At 58.8% G+C, this 17,308-nt stretch carries 15 protein-coding genes; 7 read left to right on the top strand and 8 right to left on the bottom strand.

All coding sequences use genetic code 11. From position 1 onward, the window contains the following. Positions 1-51: 51 nt before the first annotated feature. The 6 genes from ACIGG6_RS03145 to ACIGG6_RS03120 all read right to left on the bottom strand — a co-directional run bounded on the left by ACIGG6_RS03145 (position 52) and on the right by ACIGG6_RS03120 (position 7,571). The gene (locus ACIGG6_RS03145) at positions 52-825 is read right to left on the bottom strand and encodes an enoyl-CoA hydratase-related protein (RefSeq protein WP_399842150.1); all 774 of its coding nucleotides are present in this window, start codon (positions 823-825) and stop codon (positions 52-54) included. Between the two features lie 109 nt (positions 826-934). Continuing rightward, positions 935-1,831, bottom strand: a complete 897-nt coding sequence (locus tag ACIGG6_RS03140; protein WP_399842436.1) for a 3-hydroxybutyryl-CoA dehydrogenase — start codon at positions 1,829-1,831, stop codon at positions 935-937. Beyond that, entirely contained in the window at positions 1,780-3,426 is a 1,647-nt protein-coding gene (locus ACIGG6_RS03135; protein ID WP_399842148.1) for an acyl-CoA synthetase, read from the bottom strand. The genes ACIGG6_RS03140 and ACIGG6_RS03135 overlap by 52 nt, the downstream gene beginning before the upstream one ends. Before the next feature lie 90 nt (positions 3,427-3,516). After that, the gene (locus ACIGG6_RS03130) at positions 3,517-5,310 is read right to left on the bottom strand and encodes an acyl-CoA dehydrogenase (protein ID WP_399842146.1); all 1,794 of its coding nucleotides are present in this window, start codon (positions 5,308-5,310) and stop codon (positions 3,517-3,519) included. Positions 5,311-5,426: 116 nt separating this feature from the next. Further along, entirely contained in the window at positions 5,427-6,797 is a 1,371-nt protein-coding gene (locus ACIGG6_RS03125; RefSeq protein ID WP_399842143.1) for an MFS transporter, read from the bottom strand. 135 nt (positions 6,798-6,932) lie between these two features. Beyond that, positions 6,933-7,571: a class I SAM-dependent methyltransferase gene (locus ACIGG6_RS03120; protein ID WP_399842140.1), complete on the bottom strand. Its 639-nt coding sequence runs from the start codon at positions 7,569-7,571 to the stop codon at positions 6,933-6,935. Between the two features lie 40 nt (positions 7,572-7,611). On the opposite strand from ACIGG6_RS03120, the gene ACIGG6_RS03115 reads away from it, so the two are divergent. The 4 genes from ACIGG6_RS03115 (at position 7,612) to ACIGG6_RS03100 (ending at position 9,810) form a co-directional block, all read left to right on the top strand. After that, positions 7,612-7,995, top strand: coding sequence for a glyoxalase/bleomycin resistance/extradiol dioxygenase family protein (locus ACIGG6_RS03115; RefSeq protein ID WP_062373496.1), 384 nt, complete (start codon positions 7,612-7,614; stop codon positions 7,993-7,995). 120 nt (positions 7,996-8,115) lie between these two features. Then, the gene (locus ACIGG6_RS03110) at positions 8,116-8,511 is read left to right on the top strand and encodes a DUF4870 family protein (RefSeq protein ID WP_399842137.1); all 396 of its coding nucleotides are present in this window, start codon (positions 8,116-8,118) and stop codon (positions 8,509-8,511) included. A gap of 3 nt (positions 8,512-8,514) precedes the next feature. Next, positions 8,515-9,447, top strand: coding sequence for a lysophospholipid acyltransferase family protein (locus ACIGG6_RS03105; protein ID WP_399842135.1), 933 nt, complete (start codon positions 8,515-8,517; stop codon positions 9,445-9,447). A gap of 12 nt (positions 9,448-9,459) precedes the next feature. Next, positions 9,460-9,810, top strand: coding sequence for a DUF4870 family protein (locus tag ACIGG6_RS03100; RefSeq protein ID WP_044627925.1), 351 nt, complete (start codon positions 9,460-9,462; stop codon positions 9,808-9,810). A 10-nt stretch (positions 9,811-9,820) separates the two neighbouring features. Here the strand turns inward: ACIGG6_RS03100 and ACIGG6_RS03095 are convergent, their stop codons facing one another. Together ACIGG6_RS03095 and ACIGG6_RS03090 are read right to left on the bottom strand one after the other, a co-directional pair. Beyond that, complete coding sequence (locus ACIGG6_RS03095) at positions 9,821-11,230, bottom strand: mannose-1-phosphate guanylyltransferase/mannose-6-phosphate isomerase (protein WP_399842133.1); 1,410 nt, start codon at positions 11,228-11,230, stop codon at positions 9,821-9,823. Then, complete coding sequence (locus ACIGG6_RS03090) at positions 11,227-12,825, bottom strand: alkaline phosphatase (RefSeq protein WP_399842131.1); 1,599 nt, start codon at positions 12,823-12,825, stop codon at positions 11,227-11,229. Before ACIGG6_RS03090 ends, ACIGG6_RS03095 begins: the two co-directional genes overlap by 4 nt. Before the next feature lie 186 nt (positions 12,826-13,011). Between ACIGG6_RS03090 and ACIGG6_RS03085 the strand changes: the two genes are divergently transcribed. Genes ACIGG6_RS03085 through ACIGG6_RS03075 form a run of 3 tightly spaced genes read left to right on the top strand, consistent with a single transcriptional unit; the run spans position 13,012 to position 17,295 of the window. Next, positions 13,012-14,541 carry a glucan biosynthesis protein gene (locus tag ACIGG6_RS03085; RefSeq protein WP_399842129.1) on the top strand — a complete coding sequence of 510 codons (1,530 nt, stop codon included), beginning with the start codon at positions 13,012-13,014 and terminating at the stop codon, positions 14,539-14,541. After that, complete coding sequence (mdoH, locus tag ACIGG6_RS03080; protein WP_399842127.1) at positions 14,534-16,504, top strand: glucans biosynthesis glucosyltransferase MdoH; 1,971 nt, start codon at positions 14,534-14,536, stop codon at positions 16,502-16,504. Before ACIGG6_RS03085 ends, mdoH begins: the two co-directional genes overlap by 8 nt. Further along, complete coding sequence (locus tag ACIGG6_RS03075; RefSeq protein WP_253506188.1) at positions 16,504-17,295, top strand: FkbM family methyltransferase; 792 nt, start codon at positions 16,504-16,506, stop codon at positions 17,293-17,295. The genes mdoH and ACIGG6_RS03075 overlap by 1 nt, the downstream gene beginning before the upstream one ends. Positions 17,296-17,308 lie beyond the last annotated feature (13 nt).

Raw genomic sequence — 17,308 nt, 5'->3', positions numbered from 1 at the left:
ACCCCTTAAATAAGTAAAACTCGAAAAAAGAGAGCTTAGAAAAAAGAGAGCTTAGAAGTTGGGTTTACGCTTCTCGACAAAAGCGCTCATGCCCTCTTTCTGCTCTTGGCCTGCAAAGCAGAAGGCAAACAGGCTGGTTTCCAGCGCCAGGGCGCTGTCTAGGTCTTGGTCCATGCCGTCGTGGACGGCTTGTTTGGCTCCGCGGACCGACTGCGGCCCGTTGCCCTTCAGCTGTTTGGCAAGCTCTTCAACATAGCTTTCAAGCTCTGCCTGGGGCATCACGCGATTAACCAGGCCAATGCGCAGCGCTTCGTGGGCATCAATTTTGCGCCCGGTAGTGACCAAATCAATCGCCATGGCAGGGCCGACTCGGCGCGGCAAACGCTGGGTACCGCCAAAGCCAGGAATAACGCCTAACAGGACTTCCGGCTGGCCGAAGACAGCGTTGTCGCTGGCGACGGCCCAGTCGCAGGCCAGCGCCAGTTCGCAGCCGCCGCCAAGGCAAAACCCGTTCACCAGCGCGACCACCGGCACGGGCAGTGTTTCAAGTCGCTTGATGGTACGCAGTGCCTGGCTGGCAAATGCGCGGGCCTCTTCGGGGGTTTTAGCACGCATTTCAGTGATGTCTGCCCCGGCCACAAAGGATTTTTCCCCAGCGCCGGTAATCAATACCGCCCGCAGGTTGGGGTGCGCTTCAAGCTCGACTAAATGCGCTTCCAAAGCGCTGAGCACTTCGCTATTCAGCGCGTTCAGGGCTTTGGGGCGATTAATGGTCAGGCGCACTACACCGTCGTTATCAACCTTCTCGATCACTACGTCGCTCATGATGGCTCCTTGATTGTTATTGCGCTTGTAAGTGATGACCACTCAACCCTAGCGAACGCTTGGTTGGGTGGCAATCACTTCTTTTGTCGCGCTTCAATCCGGTAGTTGGCTACTCGTAGATATAGAACCCACGGCCGCTCTTACGGCCCAGGTAGCCTGCGGCCACCATACGCTTGAGCAGTGGGCAGGGGCGATATTTGGGGTCGCCAAAGCCTTCCTGCAGCACGTCCATAATCGCGAGACATACATCCAGGCCGATCAAATCCGCCAGCGCCAGCGGCCCCATCGGGTGGGCAGCACCCAGCTTCATGGCCTCATCGATGGCTTCCGGCGTCGCGGTGCCTTCCTGCACGATAAACGCAGCTTCGTTAATCATCGGCACTAGCAAACGATTCACGGCAAAGCCCGGCGCGTCGCCTACCGGCACGGCGGTTTTGCCCAGCGCTTTGGCCAGCGCTTCAATGCGCTCGACGGTGGCATCCGAGGTTTGCTCAGCACGGATCACTTCCACCAACTTGAGTACCGGCACTGGGTTGAAGAAGTGCATACCCACTACTCGCTCAGGACGCTCGCATACAGCGGCCAAGCGGGTGAGAGACAACGAGGACGTGTTAGAGGCCAGGATGGCATCGCTGCTCAGATGGCTGAGATCGCGAAACAGTTTCTCTTTCAGCGCAGGCTGCTCGGGGGCGGCTTCGATAATCACGCTGCAGTCGCTGAGCGCATCTAACGCCGTGGTGGTAGAGAGTCGAGCGAGTGCTTCTTGCTTGCCCTCTGCGGTCATCTTCTCTTTGGCAACAAGCTTCTCGAGCCCTTTATCGATGGCTCCTTTGGCGCGGGTGAGCTGCTCGTCGGCGACATCGTACAGCCGAACGTTAAAGCCACTGGCGGCGACCACCTGGGCAATGCCCTGCCCCATGGTGCCTGCGCCTACCACGCCAATCCGTTGTTCGCTCATTGCTGTTCCCCTGACTGGTGCTGTTTGGCTTCTTCGCGCAGCACGAATTTTTGAATTTTGCCCGTCGATGTTTTCGGCAGATCGCTAAAAATCACCGTTTTGGGCACCTTAAAGCTCGCTAAATGTTCACGGCAGTGGGCGATGATATCCGCCTCGGTGACCTCGCCGTAGCCAATTTTTAACTTAACAAACGCACAGGGCGTTTCGCCCCACTTTTCGTCCGGCTTCGCGACGACCGCCGCCTCTTCAACCGCCGGATGGCTGTAAATGGCATCTTCCACTTCGATGGTGGAGATATTTTCACCGCCGGAGATGATGATATCTTTTGAGCGATCTTTAATCTCGATATAGCCATCGGCATGCCATACCGCTAAATCACCAGTGTGGTACCAGCCGCCCTCTAGCGCTTTTTCCGTCGCCTCGGCGTTTTTGAGATACCCCTTCATCACGTTGTTGCCACGCATCAAGATCTCGCCCATGGTTCGGCCATCTTTAGCGACGGGTTCTAACGTCACCGGGTCGGCCACGCAGAGCGCTTCCAGCATGTGGTAGCGCACGCCTTGTCGGGCCTTGATTTTGGCACGGGACTCCAAGGGCAGCTCGTTCCACGCATCGCGCCAAGCGCATACGGTCACCGGGCCGTACACTTCGGTAAGCCCGTATACGTGAGTGACTTCGATACCCAGCTTTTCTACCCCGGCAATCACCGAGGCGGGCGGCGCGGCTCCTGCGGTGGTCACCTTAACCGGATGATCAAACACCCGCTTTTGGTCGGCCGGTAGGTTCACCAACCCATTGAGCACAATCGGCGCGCCGCTGAAGTGGGTGACGCCCTCTTCGGCGATCAGGTCGGTGATGCGTTTGGGATCGACTTTGCGCAGGCACACGCTAACGCCCGCATTGGCGGCAATGGTCCACGGGAAACACCAGCCGTTGCAGTGGAACATCGGCAGCGTCCACAGATACACCGGGTGGTGGGGCATGGCCCACTCGAGGATATTACTCACCGCGTTCAGGTAAGCACCGCGATGGTGATACACCACGCCCTTGGGCTTGCCGGTAGTGCCGGAGGTGTAGTTCAGCGAAATCGCCTGCCATTCGTCGTTGGGCAGCCGATAGGCGTAATCCGGGTCGCCCTCGGCCAGCAGCGCCTCGTACTCCAGCTCGCCAATGCCTTGGGTATCACCCAAAAACTCTGGGTCGGCTACATCAATGATCAGCGGTTTGCTTTCCAACTTGGCAACCGCCGCTTGAATCACCTCGGCAAACTCAGGGTCTACTAGAACCACCTTGGCTTCGCCATGGGCCAGCATATAGCTAATGGCGTCGGCATCGAGGCGAATATTGAGCGTATTCAGTACGCAGCCCGCCAGCGGCACGCCGCAGTGAGCCTCGAACATCGCCGGAATATTGGGCAGCATGGCGGCCACTGTTTGCCCAGGTTGAATGCCGCGCTTTTCCAGCGCCGAGGCTAGCTGACGGCAGCGCGTCCAGGTCTCGGCCCAGGTGCGGCGCGTTGCGCCATGCACGACCGCGGGGTAATCCGGATAAATAGCCGCCGAGCGCTCAATAAACGTGAGCGGTGAGAGCGCCACATGGTTGGCAGCGGTCGGCGGTAAGTCTTGTTCAAAGATGGAGGTCATGATCGGTTCCTGCACTCTCGCTGTTGTTATAGGACGTTTTATTATTGGACATTCATAACGAATACCGCCGCCCATAAGGCGGCGGTGGCGTTAGTGAGCCGCGCTATCGAACTGGCTAAAACACTGCCAGCCGGCCTCGACCACGGCACGCTGGGCGCGGCCAACCGGCAGCCATTGGTGAATGGCAAACTCGGCGCTGCACAGCTTGGTGCGGTAAAACGGCTCATCGCTACCGCCTTCTATAGCCTGTTGGGCATACAGCGCCGCGATGCCCATTTGCCAAGCGCACAGCACGTGCCCGGCCAGGTTCAACAGCGGCGTGGCGTATGCCTGTACGGCATCGGGGCCGTGTTCAGGGTCGCTGCCCTGCTCCAGCACCAAGGCCATGGCGGCGCGCAGGTCGTCAGCGCCCGCCGCGAGTGCACTGCCCATGCTGGCCAGCGACGCTTCACCCCGCAACGCTTCGGCCGTTTTATGCACGTCATCGATCAGCGCAGAGAGCGCCGCACCGCCGTCTCGCTGCAGTTTGCGGCCAGCCAAGTCCAGCGCTTGAATGCCGTTAGTGCCTTCATAGATAGGCGCAATGCGCGCATCCCGCAATAGCTGGGCCGCGCCGGTCTCTTCCACATAGCCCATGCCGCCGTGTACCTGCACGCCCATGGAGGCGATATCCACCGCCTGATCGGTTGAAAAGCTCTTCACAATCGGGATCAGAACATCGGCGCAGGCCTGAGCGGCTTGGCGTTCGGCGTCGCTCTCTGCACGGCGGGCGATATCCAACTGCCCGGCACAATAGAGCGCTAACGCACGCAACGCATCGGTACGGGCACGCATGGAGAGCAGCATCCGGCGCACGTCAAAGTGGTCGCTGATCGTGCATTCGCTGCCGCCCCGCTGTTTGGGCGAGCGGCCCTGGGTACGGTCGTGGGCGTAGGCAAAGGCGTGCTGGCAGGCGCGTTCGGCCACGCCAATGCCTTGAATCCCGACTTTATGGCGCGCCTCATTCATCATGGTAAACATGTGGTTCAGGCCGCGGCCTTCCTCGCCTACGAGGTAGCCTACGGCACCGCCGTTTTCCCCAAAGCTCAGCGTACAGGTGGGCGAGCCGTGAATGCCAAGTTTGTGCTCGATGGAGGCACAGGTGACGTCATTTCGCTCGCCGAGCGTGCCGTCGTCGTTCACCAGAAATTTGGGAACCAGGAACAGCGAAATACCCTTATTGCCTTCCGGGGCATCGGGCTTGCGGGCGAGGACGAGGTGAATGATGTTCTCGGCGGCGTCGTGTTCGCCCCAGGTGATGTAGATCTTTTGGCCGCTAATGCGGTAGTGCTCGCCTTCAGGAGCGGCTTTGGTACGCACTTTGGAGAGGTCCGACCCCGCTTGAGGTTCGGTGAGGTTCATGGTGCCAGTCCAGGAGCCTTCGACCAGCTTGGGCAGGTAGGTCGCTTTTAAGGCATCGCTGCCGTGGTGGGCCAGCGCCTCGATGGCACCGGCGGTAAGCATCGGGCATAGCCCCAGGGCCATGTTCGCGCCGTGAAGCATCTCCTGTACCGCGCTGGCAACCACTTCGGGTAGGTTCTGCCCGCCCAGCTCTTCAGAAACGCCAATACCGTTCCAGCCGCCTTCAACATAGGCGTGATAGGCGGCGGCAAAGCCTTCTGGGGTAGTCACACTGCCATCCGTATGACGCTTTGCGCCCTGGCGGTCGCCAACGCTGTTGAGCGGACCCCAAACGTCGCCCGCCAGCTTAGCGGCCTCTTCCAGCACAGCTTCGACGAGGTCAGGCGTCGCCTCATCAAACCCCGGCAACGCCAAGGAGCGGTGCGCTAACATCTCTTCGAGCACAAAGCGCAGATCGCGGACCGGCGCGGCGTAATAATTCATGGCAAAACCCCAGGCAAATGCGGTGAAATAGTAAAAACACTATCGCCGATAGTAGTTTCCCTACTTTCGCCACACCATTAGCCCAAGGTCTCACCTTACCCGATATTGCAGTTCACCTACCGACGCACCTCGGTTTCTACATCGTCGTAATAGGTAATATGGCTCTCGTCTTCCTGAGGCGGCCCTACTACGGGTTCGGCCACGTCGACCTCAGGCACGACGTCAGACAGGTCTTCCAGGTGCTCGTGCTCAAGCGCCCCTTGTACCAGCTCCTCGGTCACCACCAGCTCAGCACCTGCGGCGGTCATCGGCGTAGTGGCCGTAAACGGTGCTACCGGCACCGGTGCCGGGCGAACGCTACGACGCCAGCCGAAGAACAGCACGAAGAATAGACTCAGTGAGCCAAACGCCCAGAACAAGCCAGCATCGCCCATGGCGGTCATCACCGGCGAGATCATCAGCGGGCTGATGGTGGCACCAATCGAGTTAATCAACAAAAGGCCTTGGCTCATGCGCACCAAGGCACCAGCAGGCGCGCGGTCGGCAGCATGGCTCACGGCCACCGGGTAAAGCGCGAACACGCCTCCTCCCAATAAAAAGAGCAGCACAGCGAGCAGCGGTGTGGAGAGCGGTAGCCACAGCATGGCCGCAGAAATCACTACACAGAAGGCGCTGATACCAATCAGCACCATTTGACGATCATGGCGATCCGACCAGCGGCCAATGGGGTACTGCAGCAACATCGCGCCAAGGACGAGCACGGCCATCATCTGACCGACCTGATTAACGCTCATGCCGATGCGCTGCAGGTAGAGCGGCAGCAGCGTATAGGCCGCGGCTACCACCATGCCAGAACCTAGACTGCCCATCACGCCAGTGGGCGTCATGGTAATCAAACGAAGAGGGGGTAGCGGTTCAGCATGTTCGATGAGCGGCGACACGCGCGGGATCATCGCCATGGGCAGTACCGAGAGCGACGCCAACAGGCCAATTACCATAAAGGGTGCGGTGTCGCCCATGGCACTGGTCACGCCAAGCATGAGCTGCCCCAACACACCGGCGGCATAAAGAGAGATCATATAAAGCGCCAGCAGACGGCCGCGCACTTTCTGGTCGCCCGCCGTGAGCAGCCAGCTTTCAATGACCAGATAAACACCCACCGTGGCCCAGCCGCCAATCAAACGCAGCGCAAACCACGCCCAGGGTTCGAAGAAAAGGCCTTGCAGCAGCACCGTCACCGCGACCAGCGAGGCAAAGCTGCCGTAAGCGCGAATATGACCAATGCGCAGCAGCAAGCGGTCATTGACCATGGCACCCAGGGCTAGGCCGATGAAATAGGCTGACGAGACAATCCCGATCACCGTCGCCGACTCACCTGCTGCGTCTAAGCGCACGGTAATCAGCGTGGCGAGAAAGCCATTGCCAATCCCAAGAATAAACAGCCCTAGTAGGGGCGCTAGCGCCATGGCCAGCAGTTGCCGCGACATGCGTACCTCACCTTGCTCAATGGATGAATCGTTGCCGTTAACACGCCATCACATCAAACAGGCAAGAAAACGGGCGCGCAATTATTGCTTCCATAGGCGCAAAGTCAATGCTTTTTCGCCCTTATAGCAAGCAGATTAGTGTTTTCTAAAAATTACTACGTCGTTGTCAGTAAATTCGACTGTTAAACCCTGTTCAGCCGCCCACCAACGGAAGGTCGCTTCGCTAAAAAAACTGACATGGGTTGGGTCGTTAATGTAGTGCCAACGGACAAAGGCTTCTTGGCTAGTGACCCGCTTGGTCATCAGCCCAAGATAGCCTCCGGGTAGCAGTTGCGCGACCCGCTGGTTCAGCACCTCGCCCGGTGCCGCCAAGTGCTCCACTACTTCGGTGGCGGTAATGAAATCATACTGGCGGTTCAGGTGCGCATCATGGGGCGCGTAAAAGATGTCATACACATCTATATCAAAGCCCGCTTCCTCAAACATCACCGAGAGCGTTGGCCCAGGGCCGCAGCCAAAATCCAGCCCTCTTGCGCCAGGAGCTAGCTTTGCTGCTAACGGATTAAATAAACGCCCCAAAAAGCGCCGATATCCCGTATCCTGCGGCGAGTTTTGGTGCTGGTCGTACTCGGCTTTTTCAGCGGCAGCGGTTAAATGCTGCTCGCTAGGCACAAACACTAGCGCACACGTGGCACACTGGTAGTAATCACGGCGACGGTCTTGGTGGTACAGCGCAGGCTCCTGCGCGTGGCATAGCGGACAGCGTCGCATCATCGTATTCTCTGGTTTTTACGTTTGTATTAAGGAAAGAGGCATGCTCTCAGGTCTGGATCATCTTGTGGTTACCGTGACCGATATGGGTCGCGCAGTGGATTTTTACTCTCGCGTACTGGGCCTGGATGTGCGTTATCGGGACGCACAGCGCGTTGACTTGATGCTGGGTGACACGGCCCTGCGCTTGCACCAAACCGACACCGATATCGCGCCGATCTCAGCCACGCCGACACCGGGCAGCCTGGACTTATGCTTGCGCTGCCAGCTGCCGTTGGATGAATTCAAGCAGCACCTGGATGCCTTAGCCATTGAGGTAGAGCTTGGCCCCGTGGCCCGCCAGGGTGCCAGCGGCCCGATTGAGTCGCTTTACCTGCGCGACCCCGATGGCAACCTACTGGAAATCTGCCGCCCGGCAGCGCGTTAAGCGCTCAACCCTAGGCGTGGGTGGCCTGCGGGTGATAAGTCACACCGCCCACGCTATCATAGCGCGCAGAAAAGGTGTCCGCTGGATGCTCGAATTGAACTGAATAGAGAAGGTACGCCCATGCGCGATGACGCCCCATTGGAAGGCGAAGTGGTCAACCACCACGCTTCGTCGGAAGAGACCTCCCCCGCCCCAGACACCACCATGGCCATGGTGATTTACGCTCTCTACCTAGCAAGCTTTGTGTTGGGCTTTACGTCACTGATCGGCGTGATTATTGCTTATGTCTACCGCGGCAAAGGTCCAGTATGGCTAGATGAGCACTACCGCTATCAGATCCGCACCTTCTGGATTGGTCTGCTCTACGGCAGTATCGCTACGCTGCTTACCCTGATTCTTGTTGGCTTCCCCATGCTGTTGGCGCTGGTCGTGTGGTTTATCGTGCGCTGCATAAAGGGCTTTAAAGGGCTGCAGGAGAAGCGCGCGCCCTCCAATGTCGATAGCTGGCTACTGTAACCCATGACCGAACAGGCAACTCCCCCAGCATCGCGCTTTCAAGCCCGTGCCATTGCAACGCTATGGCGCACGCTCTCCCGCTGGCCGGTGCGCTGGCTCTGGCGCATTGCGGCTCTGGTCGGCCCGCAGGTGTATCGCTTTAGCAAACGCGAGCGCAAGGTAACCGAGATCAATCTGAAGGTGGTCTACCCCGACGCGCCTGCCAGTCAACGGCAATCCCTGGCCAAACAGAGCCTACAGCACTCCACCGCGACGATGCTGGAACTCGGCCACGCCTGGATGGCCCCGCCCGAGAAGGTAGAAGCCAGCATTCTAGCGGTACATGGCCGCGACAAGCTGGATAGCGCCCGGGCCGAGGGGCGCGGCGTGATCGTGCTTGCTCCTCACTTTGGAAACTGGGAAGTGCTGAACTTTTGGCTTTCCAGCCACTTTCCGTTTACCGCTATGTACGAGCCGCCCAAAATCGCAGAGCTGGAGCCGATTATCCGCCATGGCCGCGAGCGCATGGGGGCAAAGCTCGTGCCCACTAACCCACGGGGCGTGGCGGCGCTGCTCAAAGCGCTGAAACGTAGCGAGGCCATTGGTATTTTGCCGGACCAAGAGCCGGATTGGGGCAGCGGCGTGTTTGCGCCGTTCTATGGCCGCGATGCCTATACCGCCACGCTGTTACCCAAGCTGGTGGCGCGCACCCAAGCCCGGGTAGTCACCGGTGTGGCCCTGCGCATTCCTGGCAAAGGCTTCGAGATTCACTTTCTCGATGCCGACGAGCAGGTGTATAGCGAGGAGGATGCAACGTCCGCCACCGGCGTGAATGCCAGCGTTGAAGCCTCCATTGCCCTGGACCCAGCGCAGTATCAGTGGGAGTACAAACGCTACCGCAAAGTGGTGGAAGAGCAGCAAGGGCTGCCTAACGCCAACGATTTCCGTCTCTATTAAGTGAGGATGGGCATGACTGAGCAATACCTCCCCAAACAGGATACGCGTCCCACGCAAATTATTTATGCCCTCTATTTAGCAGGGCTAGTCACGGCTAATGTCACGCTATTGATCGGTGTGATTATCGCCTATGTCTATCGCAAAGAAGCAGCGCCTTGGCTACAGGCCCACTACCGCTACCTCATCCGCACGTTCTGGATCGGCAGCCTCTACTTTATCGTCACGTTTACCCTGAGCCTGATCTTTATCGGTACGCTGCTCTGGCCGCTGCTGGTGGTATGGCTAGGCGTGCGCTGCATTATCGGTTGGGTGGCGGTGCGTAAAGGCCAGCCACCGGCACGGCCCGGTAGCTGGCTCTGGTAAGTGCGCTCAATTACTCGTCGCTGTGGCGAGCGTACACGTCATCCAACCGCTCGATATCATCCTCGCCCAGGTAGCTACCAGACTGCACTTCGATCAGCTCCAGCGGGATTTTGCCCGGGTTCTCCAAACGGTGCAGCGCGCCAATGGGGATGTAAGTGGACTGGTTCTCGCTGACCAAAAACGTGCGTTCATCCACCGTCACCTTAGCCGTGCCGCTGACCACCACCCAGTGCTCAGCGCGGTGGTGGTGGCGCTGTAGCGACAGCCGCGCCCCAGGGCGCACGGTAATATGCTTCACTTGGTAGCGCTCGCCGCTGTCCATGGCTTGAAAGCTGCCCCAAGGGCGATGGACCTGCGGCGAGGTATGCGGCTCGCTGCGCCCAGCCTGGGTCAGCGCCGCGACAAGCTGCTTAACGCCCTGCACCTTGTCGCGATGGGCCACCAGTACACTGTCCGACGTTTCCACCACGATAAGGTCTTCCACGCCAAGTGTGGCCACCAATCGGTGGTTCGCTACCACTAACGAGCGCTGAGTATCGCTCAACACCCCATCCCCGGTGACCACATTGCCCGCTGCATCAGGCGTATGGGTCGCCATCAGCGCATCGAAGCTGCCTATATCGCTCCATTGGGCATCCAAAGGCACCACGGCCGCTTGGGAGCAGTGCTCCATGACCGCGTAATCGATCGATTCGCTGGGGCAGCGCTGGAACGCCTGCTCGTCCAAGCGCAGAAAATCCAGGTCACGGTGGGCGCGGGCTACGGCTTCTTGACAGGCGGCCAGCATGTCTGGCTGAAGCCGTTCAAGTTCCGCCAAATAGCGGGAGGCGCGCAGCAAGAACATACCGCTATTCCAGAGCGTATCTCCCTGCGCCAGCAATGCTTTGGCGCGCTCTAGCGCGGGTTTTTCGATGAACGCCTCCAGATGGTGCCCTGCCCCCAGCGCATTGCCACAGGCAATGTAGCCGTAGCCGGTTTCTGGGTGCGTCGGCACCACGCCAAAGGTGACCAAATAGCCCTGCTCCGCGAGCGGTTCAGCACGCTGCACGCTATCGATAAACGCAGTTGCATCGCCGATAACGTGGTCAGCAGGTAACACCAGCAGCAGCGGGTCTTCGCCCAATTGCCGCGCCAACAGTGCCGCGCAAGCAATCGCTGGGGCGGTATTGCGCCCTGCTGGCTCTAGCACGATCTGGCCCTCCTGTTGGCCTTCACGCAGCTGTTCAGCCATCAAAAAACGGTGGGAGTGGTGGCCCATCAGCATCGGCGGTAGCGTCGTTAAGCCCTCAAGGCGGGTGAGCGTTTGCTGAAGCAGGCTCTGCTCGCCGGTTAAGCGCAAAAACTGTTTAGGCATCTGCTCGCGGGAGAGCGGCCAAAGCCGGGTACCGCTGCCGCCGCTCAGAATAACCGGTTGAATCATGGTGTCGTCCTTGGTGATGGTGCTGAAGGGCCAAAGTCCTGCTGCAGCCAGTGGCGCAGCTGGCTCATATGCGGCGCATCCTGCGGGCGAGCCAGAGGGGGCAACATGCCATCCACAAAGCCGCGCTGTTTAAACTTTGCCAGTAGCGCCGGGTCGCCGCTGATAATGTGCACCGGCACGGCGGCGCTGGCATCCTCGCCGGTAATCAGCGGTGCGGGCTGGTGGTCACCCAGCACAATCAACAGCGTCTGCTCATCGGCCACGCGCTCAGCCCAGCGCCCTGTCACGCTAACAGAGTAGTCCACCGACCACGCGTAATGGTCACGGATGCGCTCCAAATCTCGCCAGATCACCTCGGGTGGGTCGCCTGCGTTCTCCCAGGGCGCATAGATACTGCCGTCGCCTACCAGCGACCAGTTCTCCAATACTGGTAACACCGGCGTCCAGGGCGCATGGCTGGAGATCAGCGCTAGCTGCGCAAACAGCGGTGAATTACCCAGTAGCTCTCGCTGGGTGTAGTCCAGCGTAAATTGATCCGGCATGGTCACCCAGTTAAGCGGCGGCCCCGCGTAGGGAATATCCTTGGCAGCTGCGATCTCGTCAAAGCCATAAGCGCGGCCTTCGGGCCATGCCAGAGTAATCGCAGGCATCACGCTCAGCGTGCGCTGGCCGGTGGCGCGAAAATCATCAATCATCGTCGAATGATCACTCTCCAGCATCAGCCGATACCACAGCTGATTGTCGATCCAGCGGCCGCTAAGCGTGGTGGCATGGGCCAGCCACGACTGCCCGCCTTGTATCGGTGATTCCACCAGCCCCGACACCACGTGCAGGTCGTTTTCTGCTAATCGGCGATTAATATCTTCCAAAGTCAGCAGCAGCGTTCGGTTATAGCGCGGGTCGTTGAGCGCAGAGACACCATAAGATTCAATAAACGTCAGCAGCACGTTACGCCCCGCCAACCCAGGCAGCGCCTGAACCGCCAGCGGATTTTCTTCCAGCTGTTCAGTAAAGGCTTGCCGAGCGCGATGGGTTTCCACCACCTGCTCCCACTGAGAACGTGCGGTATTCACCATCGGAAGCGTTGTATTGGGAACCAAGCGGCTACCGTGGAACTCTAACAAGGATAAACACATCGCCAGCCCTAGTACTGCAAGCGCCAATTTCCCCGACCAGCGGCCGAGCCTCAAGTGAGTGGCGGGCAGCAGCAATCGCAACAGTCCCCAAAGCAGCATAAGCAGCAGCACGCCGCCAATCAGCATCAGGCAAACCGCTGCGAGTTGGCCTACATTACCTACAAGTAAGTGGTAAATAGAGCGCACCAGCGGTACATCCAGGTAGAGGTTAAGCGGCCTTCCAAATGCAGTGTAAGTCGCAGCTTCACCGAGATTTGCTGCCGTTGCCAGTGCCATGATGCTTACCACGCCCACCCCTACCACACGCCGCCAAAAACCCGGAGGTAACAGCAGTATGGCTGGGGCTATAACCCATGCTTCCCAAGCGATCAGTGGCGAGCCCAGCGTGCCAGAACGCCACCATAAGGGAAGGATAAGCAGCAGGTTAAGCGCGCTGGCCGTTAATAGAATACGGAGCATTGAGACCTCATGGACCACTAGTGGTGAACAGAATATCAGCGGCATAACCGGCAAGCGGCACACGCGCCTCGCTGCGTTTAAATTGCCATTTTTTAACCTAACTTGTTAAGCGTATAGTTTTTGTTCAAATATTTCACACAATGACGTGTTGTTAACTCTCTTATTGGTAACGAAAGGAACTCGCCCATGGGTTGTCGTACTGCTGCAAAATGGATGTTGTCATTAGGTTGGTTACTCGCCCTTCCTGCTTCAGCCAGCGAAGATGCTGTATTTCAACAGGTACTAGAACGTGCCAAACAGTTAGCTGCTTCCCCCTATCAAGCGCCCGAGGCAAATCTGCCTGAAGCCCTGCAGGCGTTAAATTACGACGGTTACCGGCAAATACGCTTTAACCCAGAGCGCGCCTACTGGCGCGATGAAAGCCCTTTTAGCCTGCAGCTATTTCATAGCGGGTTTCTATTCCAAACACCGGTGACGCTGAACTTGGTAGAAGCAGGCGAGGTAACACCGCTCGACTTCACCGCCGATGACTTTCGTTACGACGGCGAGGCAAGCACTCTGCTTGAGCATGATTTAAGCGGCAGCGGCCACGCCGGGTTTAGGCTCCACTACCCAATTAACACCTCCGACTACGCCGATGAGTTCGCGGTGTTTTTAGGCGCCAGCTACTTTCGTTTGGTTGGTCAGCATCAGGCCTACGGGTTATCCACCCGTGGGCTGGCGATCAACACGGCCTCCTCCCAAGGCGAAGAGTTTCCTGCCTTTCGTGAATTTTGGCTGGTCACACCTGACAACGACACCGAGAGTGTCACGCTGATGGCACTGATGGATAGCCCGTCGCTCAGCGGTGCCTACCGCTTTACCCTCACCCCCGGCGAACAAACCGAAGCCGAGGTGGAAGCCGAAATTTTTGCCCGCAGCGATGTGGAGAAAGTAGGCATTGCGCCGCTCACCAGCATGTTCACCTATGGCGAAGCCTCGGCCCAGCGGCCAGACGACTTCCGCCCCCAGGTGCATGACTCGGACGGCCTGTTAATGCATACCGGTAGCGGCGAATGGATTTGGCGGCCGCTGAGCAACCCCACAGCGGTGAGGGTCTCAAGCTTTGCCGACGATGCGCCCCAGGGGTTTGGCCTGATGCAGCGAGAGCGTGACTTTGACCGCTACCTTGACCTGGAAGCCAACTACCACCGCCGCCCCAGCCAATGGGTTGAGCCGCTGGAGGCGTGGGGCAAAGGCCACGTGGAGCTGGTGGAAATTCCCACGCCAGATGAAACCCACGACAACATCGTGGCCTACTGGGTATCCGACGACACGCTAAGTGCCGGTGAATCCCAGCGCCTGCACTACCACACCTACACCCTTAACGAACAGCCCGAAGAGCACACCCTTGGGCAGGTGATTCGCACCCGTCAAGGCACCGCCGCCGTGCCGGGTGAAACGAATTCCTCCTCAGCGAACCAGCGCCAGTTTGTGGTCGATTTTGCCGGAGGCGAATTAGATAACCTCGCCCCAGAGGCCGAATTAGCGCTAGATATCAGCGTGCTCAATGGCGAAGCGCTGCTGCCCCAGGTAAAAGTGCTGCCCGATAACGGAAGACGGGCCACGTTCAGACTACCGCCCAGCAGTCAGCCCAACGATATCCGCCTGCGTCTGATGCATGACGGTGAGCCGGTCACAGAAACCTGGAACTATGTGTGGTATCCCGATGCGTAATGCACCCACGTTCACGCCGTCTATTCCCTGGCTCAACGCCCGCCGGGCCCTGCTCGCCACGCTGGTCATTGGCTCCAGCATCGCCGGCTGTCTAGCGATGGCTCAAGTCGTCAGCAACTTAGCGCTAGGCTGGCAAATCACCATGCTTACGCTGTTCGGGCTGACGTTTAGCTGGATTGCGCTGGCGTTTTGGGGAGCCATTTGCGGCTTTGTGATCTGCGCGCTGCGCCTAGATCCGTTAAGCCTTAAACGCTTAACCGCCGAGCGCCCCACTACCAGCCGCTTGGTCAGCCGTACGGCGCTGGTCATGCCTATTTACGCCGAGCCGCCCATTCCTACCATTGCTGGCCTAGAGGCCACTTGCCGCTCGCTACTACAGCAGCCCACTCCTCAAGGTGACGACACCGCCAACGTTATTCGTCAGCATTTTGAAGTTTTTATCCTCAGCGATACTCAGGATGCTGCCCACGCTGAAGAAGAAGCTGCCCACGTGGCCGCGCTGCAGCAGCGCATGGCAGGCCAGCTAGCGATCCACTACCGCCGCCGCCCCAATAACCACGGGCGTAAAGCGGGCAATATTGCCGATTTTTGTCGGCGCTGGGGACGCCGCTACGACTATATGGTAGTGCTGGATGCTGACAGCCTGATGAGCGGCGACACGCTGCTGCACATGGTGCATCAAATGCAGCGCTACCCCACCGTAGGGCTCATTCAAACCGTGCCGATTCCCGTTGGTCAGCGCACGCTGTTTGGCCGCTTTACTCAGCTCGCTTCAGCGCTGTATAGCCCTATGCTCGCAGCAGGCCAAAGCTTTTGGCAGGGCGACGCCGCCAACTACTGGGGGCACAATGCGATTATTCGCACCCGAGCCTTTATGGCCCACGCGGGGCTACCGACGCTGTCGGGCAAACCACCGCTGGGAGGTGAACTGCTGAGCCACGATTTTGTGGAAGCCGCGCTACTTAAACGCGGCGGCTGGCAGGTACTGCTAGACACCTCCGCCACGGCGGCCATGTGGCGGCGCAACCCTCATGCCAGCGCCTCGCGTAACAGTTTTGAAGCCATGCCCAGCAACCTGCTCGACTTTGCCAAGCGCGACCGCCGCTGGCTGCAAGGCAACTTACAGCACTTACGCCTGCTAACTGGCGTGGGCTTCCACCCGATCAGCCGCCTGCACTTCTTTTTTGGCGCCTTTGCCTATCTTTCATCAGTGTTATGGCTTGGACTTTTACTGTGTACCAGCTTGATGGTGGGCTACCACGCCATTGACAACGCAGCCGAACCACTGCTGCCCCAGGCGCTCTCCCTGTGGCTACTAAGTACCACCTTGGGGATGCTGATTGCGCCTAAGCTGCTGGGCTTACTGTTAATCTTCTGCCAATATCCCCACGCCTTTGGCGGACGCTTTAAACTGGTGGTCAGCACACTATTGGAAATGGTGTTTGCCGCCTTAATTGCCCCGTTGATGATGGCGTGGCATAGCCTATTTATTATTAACGTGTTGATTGGCCGCGCCATCGACTGGCAAACCCAACACCGGGGCGAACGCTCGTTAAGCTGGCGAGAAACCTGGCGGCATACGGGGTGGATGACCCTATGCGGTGTGCTATGGGCAGGAACCATGGTGCTTTTTTCACCCTCCGCGTTTGGCTGGCTAACGCCCGCCTGGCTCGGGCTAGTGGCCGCCACGCCGCTGGTTAAATACTCCAGCAGTGGCACCTGGGGCGGCGTCATCAGCCACCGTTTTGGCCTGTTACATACCCCCAGCATTAGTTTGAAACCGGTGCTTTTACAGGATTTTGCGAATCTAATGGCGCGTAGCCCTCAAATATTAACGCAGACGCCCTCAGCTATGCTGGTCATGCCACCAGCGGAACTGCTGGGAGAGATGCCTTGCCAACTGCTTAAGCCCGCCAAAGCCCCCCATGAGCCGCCTGCCCCCCGCGCTAAGGAGCCTCACTAATGCCCTCTTCGACGCTACAGCAGCTGCGCAGCGCCAGCGGGCTAGCCCGCTCGCTGTTTATTTACTGGCGGCCTGGGCGTCAGCGAAGTTTACAGCGGCTCTACCAGCCCTTTTTAGCAAAGGGCGATATTGCATTTGATATTGGTGCTCACCTAGGCGACCGCAGCGCGGCCTTTCAAGCGCTGGGCGCCCAGGTAATAGCCTTAGAGCCTCAACCAGCGCTCGCCAAATGGTTCCAGCGGCTTTTAAAAAGCCCACATATCTCACTGCTGCCGATGGCCGTTGGCCCCGAGCCGGGCTATGCGGATATCGCCATTAGCGTGGGCAACCCGACCCTCTCCACCCTAGCAACCGAGTGGCGTAGCCTAGTGGGCGAGCGAAACCCCGGTTTTCAACGGGTGCGCTGGGAGCAAACCCTGCGGGTGGAGATGACCACCCTGGATGCCTTGATTGAGCGCTTTGGCGAACCACGCTTTATCAAAATCGACGTAGAAGGGTTTGAAGCCGAGGTGCTGCAGGGGCTTAGCCATCCGGTGGCCGCGCTCTCGGTGGAATTTGTCGCCGGAATGCTGGAGGTCAGCCACGCCTGCCTAGCACAGATAAACCGGCTAGGCGACTACCGCTTTAACGCCATTGCCGGAGAGCAGCGCCAGTTCCGGTTTGCTACGTGGCAAACGCCGAATGCCATGGCAGCATGGCTTGCTGAAGGCGCAGGGAATCTCGCGTCAGGCGATATCTACGCCTGCCGCAGCGACCACCCGCTGCTGGCGGCGCCACTCGCCAACCACTAGCCACTTACTGAAC

It is taken from the genome of Vreelandella lionensis (assembly GCF_044543515.1).
GTDB classification, from domain to species: Bacteria; Pseudomonadota; Gammaproteobacteria; order Pseudomonadales; family Halomonadaceae; genus Vreelandella; species Vreelandella lionensis.
This window is presented reverse-complemented; position numbering and strand designations above follow the sequence as displayed.